Raw genomic sequence first — 15,165 nt, forward strand, 5'->3', positions numbered from 1 at the left:
CCAGGCGCTGAGCAGCATCCCGGGAAATGAAACGTAGCTGCCGAATCCGACGCTTAAATCAGGTTTGAGGCGGGTAAGATGGCGGTAAGAAGCACCGAAAGCCCGGGCCAATTTTAACAAAAAGCCGGCGCTTCTCAAAGAGATTCCCTGGACGGACGGGAAGTTGTTCAGGAAGACGACATCCTCGAAAATGCCCGGCGTGAAGGCTTTTGTAAGGGGCCCGGCCTTTTCGCTCGTCACCAGAAAGAGCCGTGCCGAAGGGTCCTGCTTCTTCCAGGCTTCGGCAAAGGAAAGCGCTGGAAAAAGATGGCCGCCGGAAGGGCCGGCGAAGACGAGGACCGTGCCGGGTTTGGCGTTTTGGGTTTCGGACATCTTCCTACCTTTTGAATCAGCTGGCCTGGCCGCGGATGTGGCGGTCCGCGCTGAGGATGAGTCCCACGGAGGCCAGGTTGAAGACAAGCGATGTGCCGCCGTAGCTGACAAACGGCAGCGGCAGGCCCTTGGTGGGGATCAGACCCGTCGCGACCATCATGTTGATCACGCCCTGAAGCACGATGAGAAGCGTGAGTGAAATGCAAAGGAGCTTTTCATAATCCTGGCGGCTTCTTTCCGCGATCGCGATGCCGCAGAAAAAAAGGATCGTATAGAGAATAATGACGACCAGGACACCCGCCAGCCCCAGCTCCTCCCCGATGATGGAGAGAATGAAGTCGTTGTAGCTGGACGGCAGGTAAAACAATTTCTGCGTGCTCTGCCCCAGCCCCACTCCCTTCAACCCGCCCATGCCGAACGCGAGGAACGACTGGATGATCTGGAAGCCGCTCCCCTGCGGATCGTCCCAGGGGTTCAGGTAAGCGACTACGCGGCTCATGCGGTACGGCACGCGCACCACCAGAAGATACAAAACCGGCAGAAGTCCCAGGATCGCGGTTCCCACGTAGGCGAGCCGGATACCCGAGAGGAAAAACAAAATGGAAGTCGTCAGCGCGATGATGAAACACGATCCCAAGTCCGGCTGCATGAGCGAAAGCACGCAGAGCATGCCGACCAGGATGACGGGCGGGAAGAAAATGGTCAGGCTTCCTTTGCGGATGAACTGCAGCTTGCGGCTGAGATAATCCGAGAGGTAGATGCAGACGGTCAGCTTGGCGAATTCGACGGGCTGGAAATTGAAGACGACGAGATTGATCCAGCGGCGCGCGCCGCCGGCCGAATGGCCGATCGAGGGCATGAAAACCGCGATCATCATCAGGATAGCCGTCAGCATGACGAGCCGCGCGTTCTTCTTCCAGAAGCTGATGGGAATGACCGCCATAAAAAAAAGCGCGCCCGTGCCCAAGATCACGTAAACAATCTGGCGGATCAGAAAATAAGAGGAATTGCCATAAACGTGCTGCGCGTAGATCGCGCTCGCGCTGTAAGTCATGACGACGCCGATCGACACCAGCATGTAAACGGTAATGAAAAGGATCTTTCCAGGAAACGACATCAACAGCCTCCCCCTCGGGCTCGCCTCATTTTAAATCCGGACCTTGGGGGGTTCGGACCGGGAAAAAAGTTCCGCCACGCAGCGTTTGAATTCCCTGCCCCGGTGTTCGTAATTCTGAAACATGTCGAAGCTCGAGCAGGCGGGCGAAAGCAGCACCGTGTCTCCGGCCTTGGCTTCCCGGGATGCTTCCCGGACCGCCTCGTCAAGGCTGCGCGCTTCCTGAAGCGGAGCGGCGCCTTCCCAGGCTTCGCGCAGCACCGGCACGGCCTTGCCCAGGATCAAAACTTTCTTGGCTTTGCGGGCGACTAAATCTTTGATGTCGCCGAAATCGCGGCTTTTGGCAATGCCGCCGGCGATCAGGAGAACGCTGTGGTCGCGGCATTTCTCGAGCGCCCACGCCAGTGAAGCCGCGGTCGTGGCCTTGGAATCATTGATGAAGCTCACCCCGTTCAGCGTGCCCACGTCTTCCATCCGATGCTCGATGCCGCGGAAACCGGCAAACACTTCGTCCGCCTGCTTCGCGCTCACGCCGAAAAGCGCCGTGACCTGCCGTACGGCGTCATGATTGGGATTGGCCGCGTTCTCGTCCAGGTAATGAACGCGCCCGTGGAAAGGATATTCCTGGAAAAGCGCGGCCTGGTCTTTCCTTCTTATAAAGGCGTGGTCCGCAGGAACCTGATTCTGGAAAAGGCGCAGCTTGGCGGCCGCGTATTCGGCCATGTCCTTGTGCCAATCCTGATGGTTAGGCGTGATGTTCAGCAAAACGCCCACCGAAGGCCGGAACCGCATGCAATGCTGCAATTGGAAGGAGCTGAGCTCGACGACCACGATGTCGTCTTTTCCGAGCCGTGCGAGTTCGGCCACCCAGGGATTGCCGATGTTGCCGCAGCTGACGGCCTTGCGTCCGCTGGCTTCGAAGACCAGGCGCAAAAGCGTCGTCACGGTCGTCTTGCCGCAGGATCCGGTGACAGCCACGACGTGCGGCGTGGGGCAGTAGCGGCTTGCGATCTCGATCTCGCTCAGGATGGGCAGGCGGCGTTCCGACACGGCCTGGTAAACCGGTGTCGCGGGGCTGATGCCCGGCGAGATCAGCACCCAGTCCGAGGCCAGGATTTTTTCCAGGCTGTGCGCGCCGGTTTCATAGGCAATGTCCCGTTTTTCGAGTTCGCGGCCGAGCTCGAGGACGGGCGGTGTGTCTTTGATCTCGGACACAAAAACCGAGTAGCCTTTTTCCTTCAGGAAAAGCGCGCTTTCGTAACCGCTCTTTCCCAGGCCCAGCACCGCGACTTTCCGGCCCAAGTCGTCCATTACCGCACCTTGAGCGTGGAAAGGCCGATGACGGCCAGCACCATGGCGATGAGCCACAGCCGCACCGTGACTTTGGATTCGGGCCAGCCTTTGAGCTGGAGATGATGATGAAACGGCGACATGAGAAAAATCCTCTTCTTGAACATTTTGAAGCTGGCCACCTGAAGGATGACCGACAGTGCTTCCCACACAAAAATGCCGCCCACGATGACCAGCACGAGTTCCTTTTTAATAAGGACGGCCACGGCGCCTAACGCGCCCCCCAGGGCAAGCGATCCCGTGTCCCCCATGATAACCTCCGCGGGATAAGAATTAAACCACAGAAATCCGGCGCACGCGCCCAAAAGAGCCGAGCAGAAGACCGTGATTTCGCCCGCATCCGGGATGTGCGGGATGGCCAGGTAATGGGCAAATTGCGCGTGGCCCGACACGTAACTGATGATGGCCAGAGCCGCCACTGCGAAAAGCGTGCAGCCGATGGCCAGTCCATCCAGACCGTCGGTGAGATTGAGAGCGTTCGAAGACCCCACGAGTACCAGCACGACAAAGGGCATGAAAAAAGCGCCGAGCCGCAGCACCGGCATTTTGAGGAAGGGCAGATACAGGAGCGTGTCCGTAAAGCCGGTGAGGTAAAGGTACGCGCCCAGCATGGCGCCGAAAACCAGCTGGCCGTAAAGCTTGGTCCGGGAGCTGAGCCCCTTCGAGCTTTTCGATTTCAGCTTGATCCAGTCGTCGAGAAAACCCACGCCGCCGAATCCGACGGTGACGAACAGCAAAAGCCAGGTGAAACGGTTCAGGTAATTGCCCCATAGCAGCATGGAGATCACGACGCTGGCCAGGATCAGGATACCGCCCATGGTCGGCGTTTTTTTGTGGGCGTAAAGCTGGTGGATTTTTTCCGCGTGCTCGCGCTGCTGATGCGCCATCGCGCTCAGGCTTTTCAGCCACGCGATGAGGCGGGGGCCTAGAAGGATGCTGATCAGGAAGGCTGTGATGCTTGCGGCCGCGGATCGGAACGTGATGTAACGAAAAAGATTAAAAACGATCGAGTAAGCCGTGAGGCGATGTAAAAAATAAAACATGGGGCCGTCGTCATTCCATTCGAGTTTGGGGAAACGGATTTAGAATTTAATTATCGGCATGCGGCTTTCGGAAATTCAGAGCCGCGCCGAAATTTTCCCGCTTCAAGGCGCGGTTTTGAACCGCGAGCGGGATTCCAGGGCTTCGAAGATTTTTTCGAGCTTCATGCCGCGCGAACCTTTCAGCAAAAGCCGGTCTTCCGGCTGCAAAAAATCCTCCAGGTGCGCGGCCAGCGCTTCCGGCGCATTGAAATGCCCGGCCTGACCGCCCGCGCGCTTGATCTCGTCGATGCTTTTTTCCGCCAGGCTGCCGTAAGCAAAGGCTGCGTCAAAGCCTCCGGAGGCGATCTTGCGGCCGAGTTCCCGGTGCCGCGCCTCGGCTTCGCCGCCCAGCTCCAGCATGTCCGCGAAAATCACGATCTTGCGGCGCTGCCCGGCCCAATCGTGAAACGCTTTCAGCGCCTTGTCGAAAGATTCCGGGCTCGCGTTGTAGGCGTCGAAGATGACGCGGATGCCCTGCCCCAGGGACTTCGGCGTGAACCGGCCGTCGGGAAGCTTCATGCGTTCCCAGCGGGAAGGAAGTTTATCCAGGGAATAGCCCAGGGCCTCCATCATGGCCAGCGCCATGGCCGCATTCACGGCCAGGAACGGCGCCGCGCCGGGAAACGAGAAATCCCAGCGGCCGTTCAAGCGGAAATTCACCCACTCGCCTTCCATGCGCGCGTCGGTGACGCGGTAATCGGCCTTCGCCGTCGTTCCTACGCGCAGGGCTTTGACGTCGAGCGCGGCAACGGCTTTCCCGATGACTTCGTCATGATCCGGGATCACGGCCGGAGCCCCCGCGGGCAGCGAACAGATGAGTCCCAGCTTGGTTTCGTAAATCGTTTCCAGCGAGCCGAAGCCTTCGAGATGCACCGGCGCCACCATCGTCAAAATTCCGGCGGTCGGCTGCAGGATCGTGGCCAGGTAAGCGATCTCGCCCGCATGGTTGGCGCCGAGCTCATTGACCGCGCAGCGATGCGTCTTGTCCAGGTAAAGAAGGCTGATGGGAAGCCCGAGCTGGTTATTGAAATTGCCGCGGTTGGAGAGGACCGCCTCGCTGCCTTCGGCTTCGCGCAGGAGAAATGAAAGAAATTCCTTGGTGCTGGTTTTGCCCACGCTGCCGGTAATGCCGACGACCGGGATGGAAAACCGGCGGCGGTGCCATTTCCCCAATTCCGCGAGCGCTTCGGCCGTATCCGCCACCGGAAGGAGATTCTTGAAAGACGGATTTTGAAACCGGACAGTCTCTTTTTGATAAACGGACCGGGAGATCAAAGCGCCGGAAGCGCCTCTTTTGAAAGCTTCTTCGAGATAACGGTGCCCGTCTTCCTTGGTGCCCTGCAGGGCCAGGAAAAAATCTCCCGGCTTCAGCGTGCGGGTATCGATCGAAATGCCCTGCGGGGAGAGAGAGGGATCGGGATGCTCTAAGGAGGTGTTTAAAAAACGCGCGGCCTCAGGAAAGGAAAACACGGGCCTTCCTTTGCAACGCCTCCCGGGCCACAATCCGGTCGTCGAAAGGAATTTTCCTGTCGCCCAGGATCTGGTAATCCTCGTGGCCTTTGCCGAGGATCATGACCACGTCGCCGGGCTCGGCCAGGGAAATCGCCTCGTGAATCGCGCGTTCCCTGTCCAGGATTTCCTGCGCGCGGCAAACCGAATCTCCCACGGGAAGGCCTTTTTTCATGTCCTGCAGGATGCTTTCGGGATCTTCGGAGCGCGGATTGTCGGAAGTAAGGACGACAAGATCGGAATAGCGGCACGCGCTTTGAGTCATGAGCGGCCTCTTCGCGCGATCGCGGTCGCCGCCGCAGCCGAATACCGTGATGATGCGGGCCGGCGCATATTTGCGCGCTTCGCGGAGCACATTGTCGAAGGCGTCCGGCGTATGCGCGTAGTCGACGAACACGTTCAAGTCGCCGCTCGGCGTAATGCGTTCCAGGCGTCCGGGAATGCCGGGAATTTCGGCGAAGTCTTCGCGGAAATCCGCCGGGTCATATCCCAGAAGCTCGAGTCCGCCCAGCACGCAAAGCGCGTTGGCCACGTTGTGGCGCAGCGGGAGCTTCATCTGGATCGGGACTTCGCGGTTCTTGTAGCAAAATTTGAAGCTGCTTCCTTTGAAAGAGGCGTCGATGTCCTTGGCCCAGTAATCCGCTTCCTGGACCAGGCTGAAACTGCGCGCGCTGGGAAATTCTTCGAGCAGCCGCTGGCCGTACGGGCAGTCGAGATTGATGAGGCTGCGGCGCGGCTGCGGGTGCGCGCTGAACAAAAGGCGCTTGGCCTCGTAGTACTGTTCCAGGTCTTGGTGATAATCCATGTGATCCTGCGTGAGCTGCGTGAAGATGGCAAGATCGAACTGCAGCCCATGCACCCGGCTTTGATGCAGCGCATGCGAGGAAACTTCCATCACGCAGTAACGCACGTTGACGCGACGCATTTCATCCAGCATGGGGACCAGGGTTTCGGGGCCCGGCGTGGTGTTGGGCGCGGGAAGCTTCTTGGTCGAGAGATCGTACCAGAGCGTGCCCAGATACGCGGCCGGGCCTTTTTTGCTCAGGAGTTTTTGAAGGAGGTAGGAAATCGTGGTCTTGCCGTTGGTGCCGGTCGTGCCGATGAGCCGCACGTGCTGGTCCGGGTGATGATAGTGGCGGTGGAGCAGCTCCGTGAGGCAGGCGTGGGAGTTCGGCACCTGGATGCCGGTCACGCCCGGAGGAATCACCAGGTCTTCGGGCATGCGCTCGAAGACAAGGACTGCCGCCTCGGCATGCACGGCCTGCATGAGAAAATCATGCCCGTCCATGCGCGATCCGGAACAGGCCACGAACACGTCGCCTTTTTCGATGGCGCGGGAGTCGGAGGTGATTTTGCCGAGGTTTTTTTGCGAAACCCAGTTGATCTTGCGGATCAGAGTCATCCCTTCGAACAAGGCTTCCAATCTCACAGAAATCTCCCGATCGCAGCGCGATCCGTTTTAGGTCCCTACTTCTTTTCCAGTTGAAATTGAATTTCCGGTGAAACCGCCCTCAAAGCGTTGATGTCTTTCAATCCCCGCGATGCAAAAGTCACGTCCGCGAAAAAATCGTCAAGGACCAGGTCCGGCTTCTGGGCAGCATACGCCCAATCCTGCAAGAGCGTCACGGGCACTTTGTGCCCCGAAAGGCGCACGTTCAACGCGCCGGACAAAAGGCTGGCCGGATCGTACTCGACTTTCACGTCGCCGGAATGGACTTTCACCTTGTTGTCCCATTCCAGCCGGAGATTCTTGATGTAAAACACCGGCCGAAAAAAAACCGGCGCGTATTGACCTTCGACGCGGGCGTCCAGCCGCGTTCCGAGCTGCCGGTACACCCCGTAGCCTACGACCGGGAACAAAAGCCCGCCAAAGGCGATCACGGCTAAAACAGCTCCAAGTTTCCGGGCCATAAGCCTCCGCGGATTAAGGCGTCACTTTCTGCGGCGAGATCACGATTTCGACCCGCCGGTTTTTTTCCCGTCCCATGGGGTCTTCATTGGCGGCAATCGGCTGGAACTCGCCGTGCCCCACGGCCGACACGCGGCGCGGATCAATGCCTTTGACGTCGACGAAGTAATGAATGACTTCGGTGGCCCGGGCCGTGGACAGCTCCCAGTTCGAGCGCCAACCCGAATACCGGATGGGAACATTGTCCGTATGCCCTTCGATCATGATCTTGTTCCCTTCGACTTTACCGGAAAGCGTATCGCTGACCTTGTCGAGCGTGGAAAGGGCCGACTCTTTGAGCTGCGCTTTTCCGGAATCGAACAGGATTTTGTCGAGCACGGTCACGACGAGTCCGCGCGACTGGAGCGACAAGGCCAGGTCGCCGGAGGCCAGCTCGTCCTTCATGGACTGCTCGAGCTCGGCCTTGGCTTTGGCCAGGTCGTCCCGCTGCGTGCTGGACATGGAATCGAGGTCATGGTTGAGCCGCGCGATTTCTTCGTTGAGCGCGCGGATCGTGGACGCCTGTTCCTGATTGACTCGCGCCAGACGCGGCTGGGTCGAAGAACATCCGGGGAGGAGGACAGAGGCAGCGAGAAAAAAGCTCACAAAAGCCGGCTTGAAATGATGGGCGCAATGGCGCGGCGGCATTGATTTCTCCCTTGAGGAATAGTCTAAAAAAGGAATGCGAAAAACTAGGCGTATTTTAAACGATTTCAAAAAAAAAGAAAGGCGAAAAGCGTTTTTTCAGGGCTGGAATTTTCGGAGGACTAGACGGGAAAAGGACCGGCGGGTTCGGCGGAAAGCTTGCGCGCCTGTTTGCTGGTCTGTCGCAACTTTTCGAGGATGTCTTTATTGCGGACGACCTTCAAAAAGCAATCGACGACGTGAGGGTCGAATTGGGTGCCGCTGTTGGCCTGGATTTCTCTCAGGGCCTGCTCGATGGTCATGGTCACGCGGTACGAGCGCTCTGAGATCATCGCCACAAAGGAATCGACGACCGCCACGATGCGGGCCCCAATCGGGATTTCCTCCCCTTTCAGGCCCTGCGGGTAGCCTTTGCCGTCAAAACGCTCGCGGTGATGCAGCACAATGGGAAGGACGGGCTTCAGCGAAGAAATGGAGCTGAGCAGATTGGCGCCTCTCATGGGAATGCGCTTGATCATTTCGAACTCTTTTTTGGTCAGTTTCCCCTTTTTCTTCCATATCTCATCAGGAAACGACAGCGTGCCCGCGTCGCGCAGCATGATGGCCCGCTGGATATGGATCATGTCGCGGCCGGAAAGCTGCAGCTCTTTGCCCACTTCCATCACGATGTCCCCGAGCAGGGAAAGCTGGACCCGGTCCGCCCCGCCCTTTAATTTCAGGAGGTCATTGATCGTTTTGATACTTCCCAGCGTGAGCTGCTCCGTTTCTTCGAAGAGCTGGGCGTTTTTGATGGCCACGACCGCCTGCTCGGAAAGGGACTTGAGGATTTCCAGGTCCATCTTCGTAAACGCCTGACGGTCCACTTTGTCCCAAAGCGCAATGATGCCGACGATGTCGTCTTCGATGAACGGCACGGCAATGGACCGGCGGCTCAAATGAAACTCGCCCGTCGAAGCGATCTGCCCTTCCAGCCCTCTTCCGACGCGCACGCGCTGCTTGTGGATGAATTTTTTGTTTTGGCCGAACGAAAACGCGGGAAACAGGTGCTCGTGCGTGGCGTCCATCAGCATGATCGCGCAGCCTTGAGCTTTCAGGACTTGCGCGCTCAGGCGGCCGATCCGGGGCAAAAGATCTTTGAGCCGGATGGACGAGCTGATGACGCGGTGGACTGAGTGCATGGTGGAGAGCGCAAGCGCGCGGGGATGCACGGTCTCATAGAAGTTATTCAACTCGAAGTTTTTATAGGCAAGCTCGACCTGGCTGTACAGGAATTGCTGGAAAGGCATGATGTAACCGTCGATTTTCTTGGCCGGCAGATGAAGGTCGCACAGGATCAGGAAGCCTTTGAGCTTCGACAAGTGCATCAGCGGGAAAATGAGCCCCTGCCGGCCGAACGCATCTTTATAGAACCCCGGCATCTTCTCCACCTGGTCGGGCTGGCTGGCCAGCATTTCGCAGTATTTATGGAGGAAGGCCTCGAGGCTTGTCTGGTTGGATTTGGAGGCGGCGTAAAAGGCGCTGTAGTCTTTGCGGTTCAGCCGGAGAAGCCGGTTACCGTCGGTTTTGTCAAAAAGGAAGAGCCAGCCGAGAGGGCGTGCGAACAGCTGATTGAAGGAACGGTAGCCGGGCAGCCAACCCGGATTGGTCAGCATGAATCTTTCAAGGACGGACGCGCTTTTTTTCGCCTTCAACATGCCTCAACCTGTTTTAAACCAGAGCTTTACTCGAGGATATCTAAGAAGCCATCTTACCCTTGTCCGCCTTGAAATGCAACATCCCTCCGGAACACTTTTATAAGCTGTTCAGGAAATTCCGGCCGCTCAGCGGCGCTTCCGCCCCGCCTTTTTCTTCCCGCGGGAAGGCAGGGCCGGGACGAGCTCACGGTAAACGGAGCGAAGGGATTCGGAAATGACTTTGACGCCCGCGACGGTGGGCATGAAGTTGGAATCCCCTTTCCAGCGGGGAATGACGTGCAAGTGAAGGTGTTTGGGAATGCCTGCGCCTGCGGCCCTGCCTAAATTGATACCGAGGTTATAGCCATGGGGCCTCAGTTTTTTTTCCATGGCCTGCTGCACCCGGCCGCAAAGGTCAAGCCAATCGAGCTTTTCCTCGGAAGTGAGATCGTCCAGGGACGCCACGTGCCGCAGCGGGAGAATCAGGGTGTGACCGTTGTTGTAGGGGTAGAGATTGAGGACGGCGAAAGATTTGGCCGAACGCGCGAGGATGTAATGCCGTTCGTCGCTTTTGGCTTTCAAAAGCCCGCAGAAGACGCAGCCTTTGCGGGCCTTTCCTTTAGGACGGATATACGCTTTCCGCCACGGTGCCCATAACCGCTCCATGTTTTTCCTCATTATCGAAGATCATGATTTTGGGAAAATCGTACAGTTCAAGGAGGCAGTTGAAATCGCGGAGCCCCCAAAGCTGGACATTGGCTGTCTGGGCCATGAGACGGGCGTTCTGATCGATTCCCGCGAGGGCAACAAGGATTTTGGTGCGGATCCGGGTACGCGAACGCTTCACGTCTTCCAGAAAAGCCAGGATGTCTTCTTCCCGCACGTAATGTTCGGCAATCTGGCAGAGCCAGCGCACGCCCTGCTGGCGCATGATGAGCGAAGGAAACCGGGCATGCCCGGGACGGTAGTGGATTTCATTGAACTGCGGGCATTTCCATTTCTTGCCGTCGATTTCCACGGCGTCGTTGCGGAATTCCTTGAAAAGCCTCTCCGCATGGACGGAGACGAGTGTGTTTTCCTCGTGCTGGATCCTCTCGAAGACTTCCCGGAGAACTTCATGGAGTTCATCCCCCGCCCGTTTTTCGCAGGGCTGGAACTCATGCGTCTTGCGGGCAAAAACTTCTTTCAGCCAGAAACGGAAGAGCCGGTCTTCGATCGTATAAAAGGTGCCGCGCTTGCGAACGCAGTCTTCCTGAACGAGGCGCTGAAGGATTTTCTTGGTGTCCGCCATCTTGCGCCCGATAAAACCTGCGATCGCCGCCAGACGGTGCCGGCCCTCGCTGATGGCCAGGAGCGTTTTCAGATACGGCGCATTTTCTTTGTTGCCGCGCAGGATGGGAAGCAGCATCTTTTCGAAGAGAAGCGCGATGCGGCCCTTGTGGTCGAGAAGCTCCTCGTGAAACGCGGTGAACACCAGCCGGTCAGAAACCCACTGGTCCTGTTCCGGAGAAACGTAAAACTTCAGACGGTCCATGAGGAGATCCAGATATAAAGGTTCGCCGTTGGTCATCGTGATGAAAAACTTCTTCTGCTGACGCGTGAACTGCGTCTTGGGAAAGTGGAAAGCCAGATAATCCGCCGTCTCCTGAAAGTCAAACGCCGTCAGTTCGATGACCTCGAAATTGGCAAAGAGAAGCGACAGCTTCTCCCGGAAGATCTCGCGGGCCCGTTCCGGATGCGAGCTGGTGACGAGATAGAGCGTGTTTGTTTCCACCATGATCTCTTTGCCCAGCGCGCCGAAGGGGTCATGCACGGGCAGATTCTCCAGGCACTGGAATTCGTCCAGCATGAGGATGACCTTTTTGCCGGTTTCCTGGGAAAGGACGCCGGTCAGGGCGAAAAGCTGGCGGGTGGCCTGCTCATGGCTCTCTTTACGGATGGATTTCTGCAGCTGCAGCACCGCTTCCACCGTCCGCGGGATCAGGCTTTCGCAGGCGGCCAGGAGCGCATTGAAATCGCGCGATTCCAGAGGATGGGCGGCATGGCTCAGGTAGCTCGCGAGGACGGACCGCACCCAGCGGTCCACCAGCTGCTCCGAATCGAAGCTTTCGGCGTGGACATAGATGCAGATAAAATCTCGGCACAACGAAAAATCATTGAAGGCATCGTGCAGAAGGTGGGTTTTGCCCAGCCCGGAGGAACCGATAATACCCACGTTCTGCCGGTAACCCTGGGAAAATGCGTCGACACGCTTTTTTAATGCAAGGGAAATTTGATCTCGAGCAAATGTGGACAAACGAGCGTCCCTTTGTTAAGGCCTCAAAGCGGCCGGGGGTTAACGAATCATTTGCTCTTGGGGGAAAAGGGGCTGTCGGGAGAGGGTCAATCAAAAATATTAAAACAATCGAAAAAAAATCAGAACAGGCCCGTTTCAACCAAACTACGACCCAAAAGGTGGTGTTATCTTACGAGTCTCTTGAAGGAAAGCAAGTAATTATTTTTTGCGCCGCGGATTTTTTAAAATTTATTTTGATTTTTTATTTTTTTGCGGAATTCCTCTCGATTTTTCCTCGAACAGGATGTGCTAAACTTGAAATGAACTCATGAAAAAACAAAAAAAAGTTTTCCCCATCCCCTTCGGCCGCGTCTTCCTGAGCCTCACTCTGTTCGCGGTTTGTTTCTGTCCTGCCGCGCACGCCTCTTCCGTGATCGCGCAGATGATCGCGGCGTCAAAATCCGTCGTCTCCGTGGACGTGGAGGCGGGCGGCGTGGATCCGGGCAAGCTGCGGGCATTTCAGTACAAGACTTCCGGCGGCGGAATCATCGTGGATCCTTCGGGAATCATCGTGACCAACGCCCACGTCCTGCAATGGGCCATGCAAATCACCGTAAAGTTTTACGACGGCTCCCGGCTCCCAGCGGAAATCCTGCATGCCGAGCCGGGCGAAGACCTGGTGTTCCTCAAAGTCCAAATCGATAAGCCCCTGCCCGCCTTAAGCCTGGGCGATTCGGATGCGGTTCAGCTCGGGAACAGGGTCTATTCGGTAGGAAGCTCGGATCTTCTGCGGCAAACCATCAGCGAAGGCGAAGTCACGGCCCTGGGCCAAAAAAAGAACCGCGCTGCCGGTGATCCCGGCAACGCGGTGCTTCAGATCAGTTTCAAACTTTATCCCGGAGACAGCGGCAGCCCCGTGCTGAACGAGAGGGGCGAGGTTGTGGGAATCACCGCGGCCGGCCAGACTTCCGGGTCGCAGCAGACGTTCGCCATTTCTTCCAACACCATCCGCAAATACTTATCGAAGCTGCCTTGAGTCCGGTCAGGACTGGGACGGCGCCGGAGCGGGAGCTTCGGGAGCGGGCGCCTGCGCGCCTTCCGGAGCTTTTCCGGCATCCACCGCAGGAGCCTCGGCCGGCGTTCCCGGAGTTCCCTCGGGAGCGCCCTGGGCGCCCGCCTGAGCGGCCGCGTTCTTATACATTTCATTGACGTCGATAATACGCGTGTCTGCGGGAATTTCGAACAGCGAATCCGCCACGTCGCCGCCGATCTGGATTTTTTCCAGGTCAACGCGCAGCAGCCCTTCCGGTGCTTCGATCTCGATGCGGACCGGGAATCCTTTTTCCTGCCAAACCCAGGCCCGGGCATTCTTCTGGGTCATGGGATCCACGAATTCGTACAAGTCGGTCTGCACGCCGTTCATGGTTTCCGTATTCTTTTTGACCGCGTTATTCTTGGCCAGAAATCCCGTGTAATCGTCCAGGTGGTCGAGAAGCGTCGGTTGATCTTCGACCGGAGGCAGTTTCAGGGCCGCCTTCTGCTCTGACGAATAGCGGAACGTCCCCTTGTCATTGCGCACGATGATTTCGGACTGCCCTTCCATCAAGAACTCAGTCCTCACCTTTTTGTCTTTGGAATAAACCCGGAAATGGGCCACGGGTTTGTCACCGACGGATATCGTTTCTTCATAGCTCCCCGTAAAAGCAGCAGCCATGCGGGGCCCAAGCACGCACGACACAATCGCGAGGGCCAGGATCAATTTTGCTGATTTCATAAGGTCTCCTTAATTCGCCTGTTTTAACTTTTGAATGTTTTCGATGCAGGCTTTCATGGCCTGCTGAGCATTTTGGACGTCCGCGGGGGCCGCATAATTCGGTCCAAGCGACTGGTAAATGTTGGCGGCCTGTTCGAACATCTGTCCCGCCTCGACAAAAAGCGAGATCGCCACTTGACGGCCTTCCGCGGTGGGATTGGACTGAGCCGTTTCGGTGGCCTTTTGCATGAGCTGGGCCGCGGCCATGACCTGGCTGTTCGCCTGCTCTTTCATGGCGGCAGGATCGACAGCCCGTAAAGGGGATGAAAACAGGAAGAGAAATGCCAGGAGGGGCGACAACTTTTTGATCATACGCATCCTTTCGATTTGCAAAACCTGATAAAGCTGTTTCGCTTGTCGTGGGAATTATAGCATAGGCGGGATGCGGGTCTAGAGAAACGGCGGGAAAAGGAAAACCCCGGGGCTTTCAACCGCAAGACCCCCCATCCTGCGATCAAAAGATTCCCGGGGCTTTCCAAAAAGACTTACGAGACTTTGGCGGCCTGCAGCGCAGGAGCGAAATTACCGGCGCGGGCCAGAAACTCACGCACGTCCAGAGGGCTTTCCATTTTGCGAAGTTCGCTTGCCCAGAAAGAATCCGAAAAGAACTTATGGGCTTCCCTCAAAATCTGCCCCTTCACTTTCCGCGTTTCCGCGCTTTCCTCAGGCAGGAGAAGGACAAACATGACGTGCACGGGTTCGCCGTCCAGCGCCTGAAAATCAATGCCCTCGGGGCTGATTCCCAGCAAAGCCTGCGGTTCGGTGATGTCTTCCGAAAAAGTATGCGGAAGAGCCACGCCGTACCCCATGGCGGTCGTTCCAAGGGTCTCACGGGCCAACAGAAGCTTCTGGAGATTCTTCTCGGTTCCCGCTTCCTGTTTCCAATCCGATACACCTTCGAGCAAAAGGGAGAAGGCTTCCTTCGGATCCGCGGCTTTTATGCCGGTCTTCACAACGGCTTCATGCAGCAAATGTTGGAACATGCGCTCTCCTTTCCTGGTTGCGGCGGATTCTTTCCTGGCTTACAAGGTGACGCTTCCAGCGGCGGCGGGCAAAACGGAGTTCGAGTTTGTGCTGCCGCAGCATGTCCCGGAGATCGAAATCAGATTCCCCGGCCTCGGAAAGACCCTGCTGAAGGTAAGAGAGAGAAACGCGGACGGTATCGAGCTGCCGCAATTTTTTCTCAATAAAATTCTTAAGTTCGAGAGCTTCGTCCGTATAGGCACCGGCGGAGACGCTTCGGTTTAAATCCTGATATTCGGCTGTGATCCTTTGGAAAAGCGGCTCTAACAATTGATTCGTGATTTTCATGGATTCACTCCCTCTACGTCTCTAGGTGCACGTGCTAAAGCCCAACATAAAGGCTTTAAATTGTATGCGAATG

General features: G+C 57.1%; 17 protein-coding genes. 2 read left to right on the forward strand and 15 right to left on the reverse strand.

Going from position 1 to position 15,165, the window contains the following annotated elements:
- From VL688_02155 to VL688_02205, 11 genes are all read right to left on the reverse strand, one after another.
- Positions 1-372: glycosyltransferase (locus VL688_02155; protein HTL46847.1), on the reverse strand; the 372-nt coding region annotated here is incomplete at its 3' end.
- Positions 373-388: 16 nt separating this feature from the next.
- Positions 389-1,489, reverse strand: coding sequence for a putative lipid II flippase FtsW (ftsW, locus tag VL688_02160; protein HTL46848.1), 1,101 nt, complete (start codon positions 1,487-1,489; stop codon positions 389-391).
- Positions 1,490-1,519: 30 nt separating this feature from the next.
- A complete protein-coding gene (murD, locus tag VL688_02165) occupies positions 1,520-2,797 on the reverse strand; it encodes a UDP-N-acetylmuramoyl-L-alanine--D-glutamate ligase (GenBank protein ID HTL46849.1) in 1,278 nt (425 codons plus the stop codon).
- Positions 2,797-3,879: a phospho-N-acetylmuramoyl-pentapeptide-transferase gene (mraY, locus tag VL688_02170; GenBank protein HTL46850.1), complete on the reverse strand. Its 1,083-nt coding sequence runs from the start codon at positions 3,877-3,879 to the stop codon at positions 2,797-2,799. Before mraY ends, murD begins: the two co-directional genes overlap by 1 nt.
- A gap of 102 nt (positions 3,880-3,981) precedes the next feature.
- On the reverse strand, positions 3,982-5,388 hold the full coding sequence (gene murF / locus VL688_02175; protein ID HTL46851.1) for a UDP-N-acetylmuramoyl-tripeptide--D-alanyl-D-alanine ligase: 1,407 nt from the start codon (positions 5,386-5,388) through the stop codon (positions 3,982-3,984).
- Positions 5,372-6,856, reverse strand: a complete 1,485-nt coding sequence (locus VL688_02180) for a UDP-N-acetylmuramoyl-L-alanyl-D-glutamate--2,6-diaminopimelate ligase (protein ID HTL46852.1) — start codon at positions 6,854-6,856, stop codon at positions 5,372-5,374. The genes murF and VL688_02180 overlap by 17 nt, the downstream gene beginning before the upstream one ends.
- 38 nt (positions 6,857-6,894) lie before the next feature.
- On the reverse strand, positions 6,895-7,338 hold the full coding sequence (locus tag VL688_02185; protein HTL46853.1) for a hypothetical protein: 444 nt from the start codon (positions 7,336-7,338) through the stop codon (positions 6,895-6,897).
- A 13-nt stretch (positions 7,339-7,351) separates the two neighbouring features.
- Entirely contained in the window at positions 7,352-8,023 is a 672-nt protein-coding gene (locus VL688_02190; protein HTL46854.1) for an OmpA family protein, read from the reverse strand.
- Between the two features lie 119 nt (positions 8,024-8,142).
- Complete coding sequence (locus VL688_02195; GenBank protein ID HTL46855.1) at positions 8,143-9,714, reverse strand: HD domain-containing phosphohydrolase; 1,572 nt, start codon at positions 9,712-9,714, stop codon at positions 8,143-8,145.
- Positions 9,715-9,840: 126 nt separating this feature from the next.
- Positions 9,841-10,359: an HIT domain-containing protein gene (locus tag VL688_02200; GenBank protein ID HTL46856.1), complete on the reverse strand. Its 519-nt coding sequence runs from the start codon at positions 10,357-10,359 to the stop codon at positions 9,841-9,843.
- Positions 10,313-11,839, reverse strand: coding sequence for a hypothetical protein (locus VL688_02205; protein ID HTL46857.1), 1,527 nt, complete (start codon positions 11,837-11,839; stop codon positions 10,313-10,315). Before VL688_02205 ends, VL688_02200 begins: the two co-directional genes overlap by 47 nt.
- A 92-nt stretch (positions 11,840-11,931) precedes the next feature.
- On the opposite strand from VL688_02205, the gene VL688_02210 reads away from it, so the two are divergent.
- Both VL688_02210 and VL688_02215 read left to right on the forward strand, forming a co-directional pair.
- Complete coding sequence (locus VL688_02210) at positions 11,932-12,300, forward strand: hypothetical protein (protein ID HTL46858.1); 369 nt, start codon at positions 11,932-11,934, stop codon at positions 12,298-12,300.
- On the forward strand, positions 12,297-13,004 hold the full coding sequence (locus VL688_02215; GenBank protein ID HTL46859.1) for a trypsin-like peptidase domain-containing protein: 708 nt from the start codon (positions 12,297-12,299) through the stop codon (positions 13,002-13,004). Before VL688_02210 ends, VL688_02215 begins: the two co-directional genes overlap by 4 nt.
- Positions 13,005-13,010: 6 nt before the next feature.
- Here the strand turns inward: VL688_02215 and VL688_02220 are convergent, their stop codons facing one another.
- The 4 genes from VL688_02220 to VL688_02235 all read right to left on the reverse strand — a co-directional run bounded on the left by VL688_02220 (position 13,011) and on the right by VL688_02235 (position 15,092).
- Positions 13,011-13,742, reverse strand: a complete 732-nt coding sequence (locus tag VL688_02220) for a hypothetical protein (protein HTL46860.1) — start codon at positions 13,740-13,742, stop codon at positions 13,011-13,013.
- A 9-nt stretch (positions 13,743-13,751) separates the two neighbouring features.
- The gene (locus VL688_02225; protein HTL46861.1) at positions 13,752-14,093 is read right to left on the reverse strand and encodes a hypothetical protein; all 342 of its coding nucleotides are present in this window, start codon (positions 14,091-14,093) and stop codon (positions 13,752-13,754) included.
- 173 nt (positions 14,094-14,266) lie between these two features.
- Complete coding sequence (locus VL688_02230) at positions 14,267-14,764, reverse strand: PTS sugar transporter subunit IIA (protein ID HTL46862.1); 498 nt, start codon at positions 14,762-14,764, stop codon at positions 14,267-14,269.
- Positions 14,742-15,092, reverse strand: coding sequence for a hypothetical protein (locus VL688_02235; protein ID HTL46863.1), 351 nt, complete (start codon positions 15,090-15,092; stop codon positions 14,742-14,744). The genes VL688_02230 and VL688_02235 overlap by 23 nt, the downstream gene beginning before the upstream one ends.
- Between the last annotated feature and the right edge of the window lie 73 nt (positions 15,093-15,165).

This window comes from Verrucomicrobiia bacterium (genome assembly GCA_035495615.1).
Classification (GTDB): domain Bacteria; phylum Omnitrophota; class Omnitrophia; order Omnitrophales; family Aquincolibacteriaceae; genus DATJFP01.

Excerpts from the sequence above, each read along its gene's own strand:
- VL688_02195 (HTL46855.1), bottom strand. The coding sequence starts at position 9,714 with ATGTTGAAGGCGAAAAAAAGCGCGTCCGTCCTTGAAAGATTCATGCTG.
- VL688_02220 (HTL46860.1), bottom strand. The coding sequence starts at position 13,742 with ATGAAATCAGCAAAATTGATCCTGGCCCTCGCGATTGTGTCGTGCGTG.
- VL688_02210 (HTL46858.1), top strand. The coding sequence starts at position 11,932 with ATGCGTCGACACGCTTTTTTAATGCAAGGGAAATTTGATCTCGAGCAA.
- VL688_02190 (HTL46854.1), bottom strand. The coding sequence starts at position 8,023 with ATGCCGCCGCGCCATTGCGCCCATCATTTCAAGCCGGCTTTTGTGAGC.
- mraY (HTL46850.1), bottom strand. The coding sequence starts at position 3,879 with ATGTTTTATTTTTTACATCGCCTCACGGCTTACTCGATCGTTTTTAAT.
- VL688_02230 (HTL46862.1), bottom strand. The coding sequence starts at position 14,764 with ATGTTCCAACATTTGCTGCATGAAGCCGTTGTGAAGACCGGCATAAAA.
- VL688_02200 (HTL46856.1), bottom strand. The coding sequence starts at position 10,359 with ATGGAGCGGTTATGGGCACCGTGGCGGAAAGCGTATATCCGTCCTAAA.
- murD (HTL46849.1), bottom strand. The coding sequence starts at position 2,797 with ATGGACGACTTGGGCCGGAAAGTCGCGGTGCTGGGCCTGGGAAAGAGC.
- VL688_02225 (HTL46861.1), bottom strand. The coding sequence starts at position 14,093 with ATGATCAAAAAGTTGTCGCCCCTCCTGGCATTTCTCTTCCTGTTTTCA.
- VL688_02235 (HTL46863.1), bottom strand. The coding sequence starts at position 15,092 with ATGAAAATCACGAATCAATTGTTAGAGCCGCTTTTCCAAAGGATCACA.
- VL688_02185 (HTL46853.1), bottom strand. The coding sequence starts at position 7,338 with ATGGCCCGGAAACTTGGAGCTGTTTTAGCCGTGATCGCCTTTGGCGGG.
- VL688_02215 (HTL46859.1), top strand. The coding sequence starts at position 12,297 with ATGAAAAAACAAAAAAAAGTTTTCCCCATCCCCTTCGGCCGCGTCTTC.
- ftsW (HTL46848.1), bottom strand. The coding sequence starts at position 1,489 with ATGTCGTTTCCTGGAAAGATCCTTTTCATTACCGTTTACATGCTGGTG.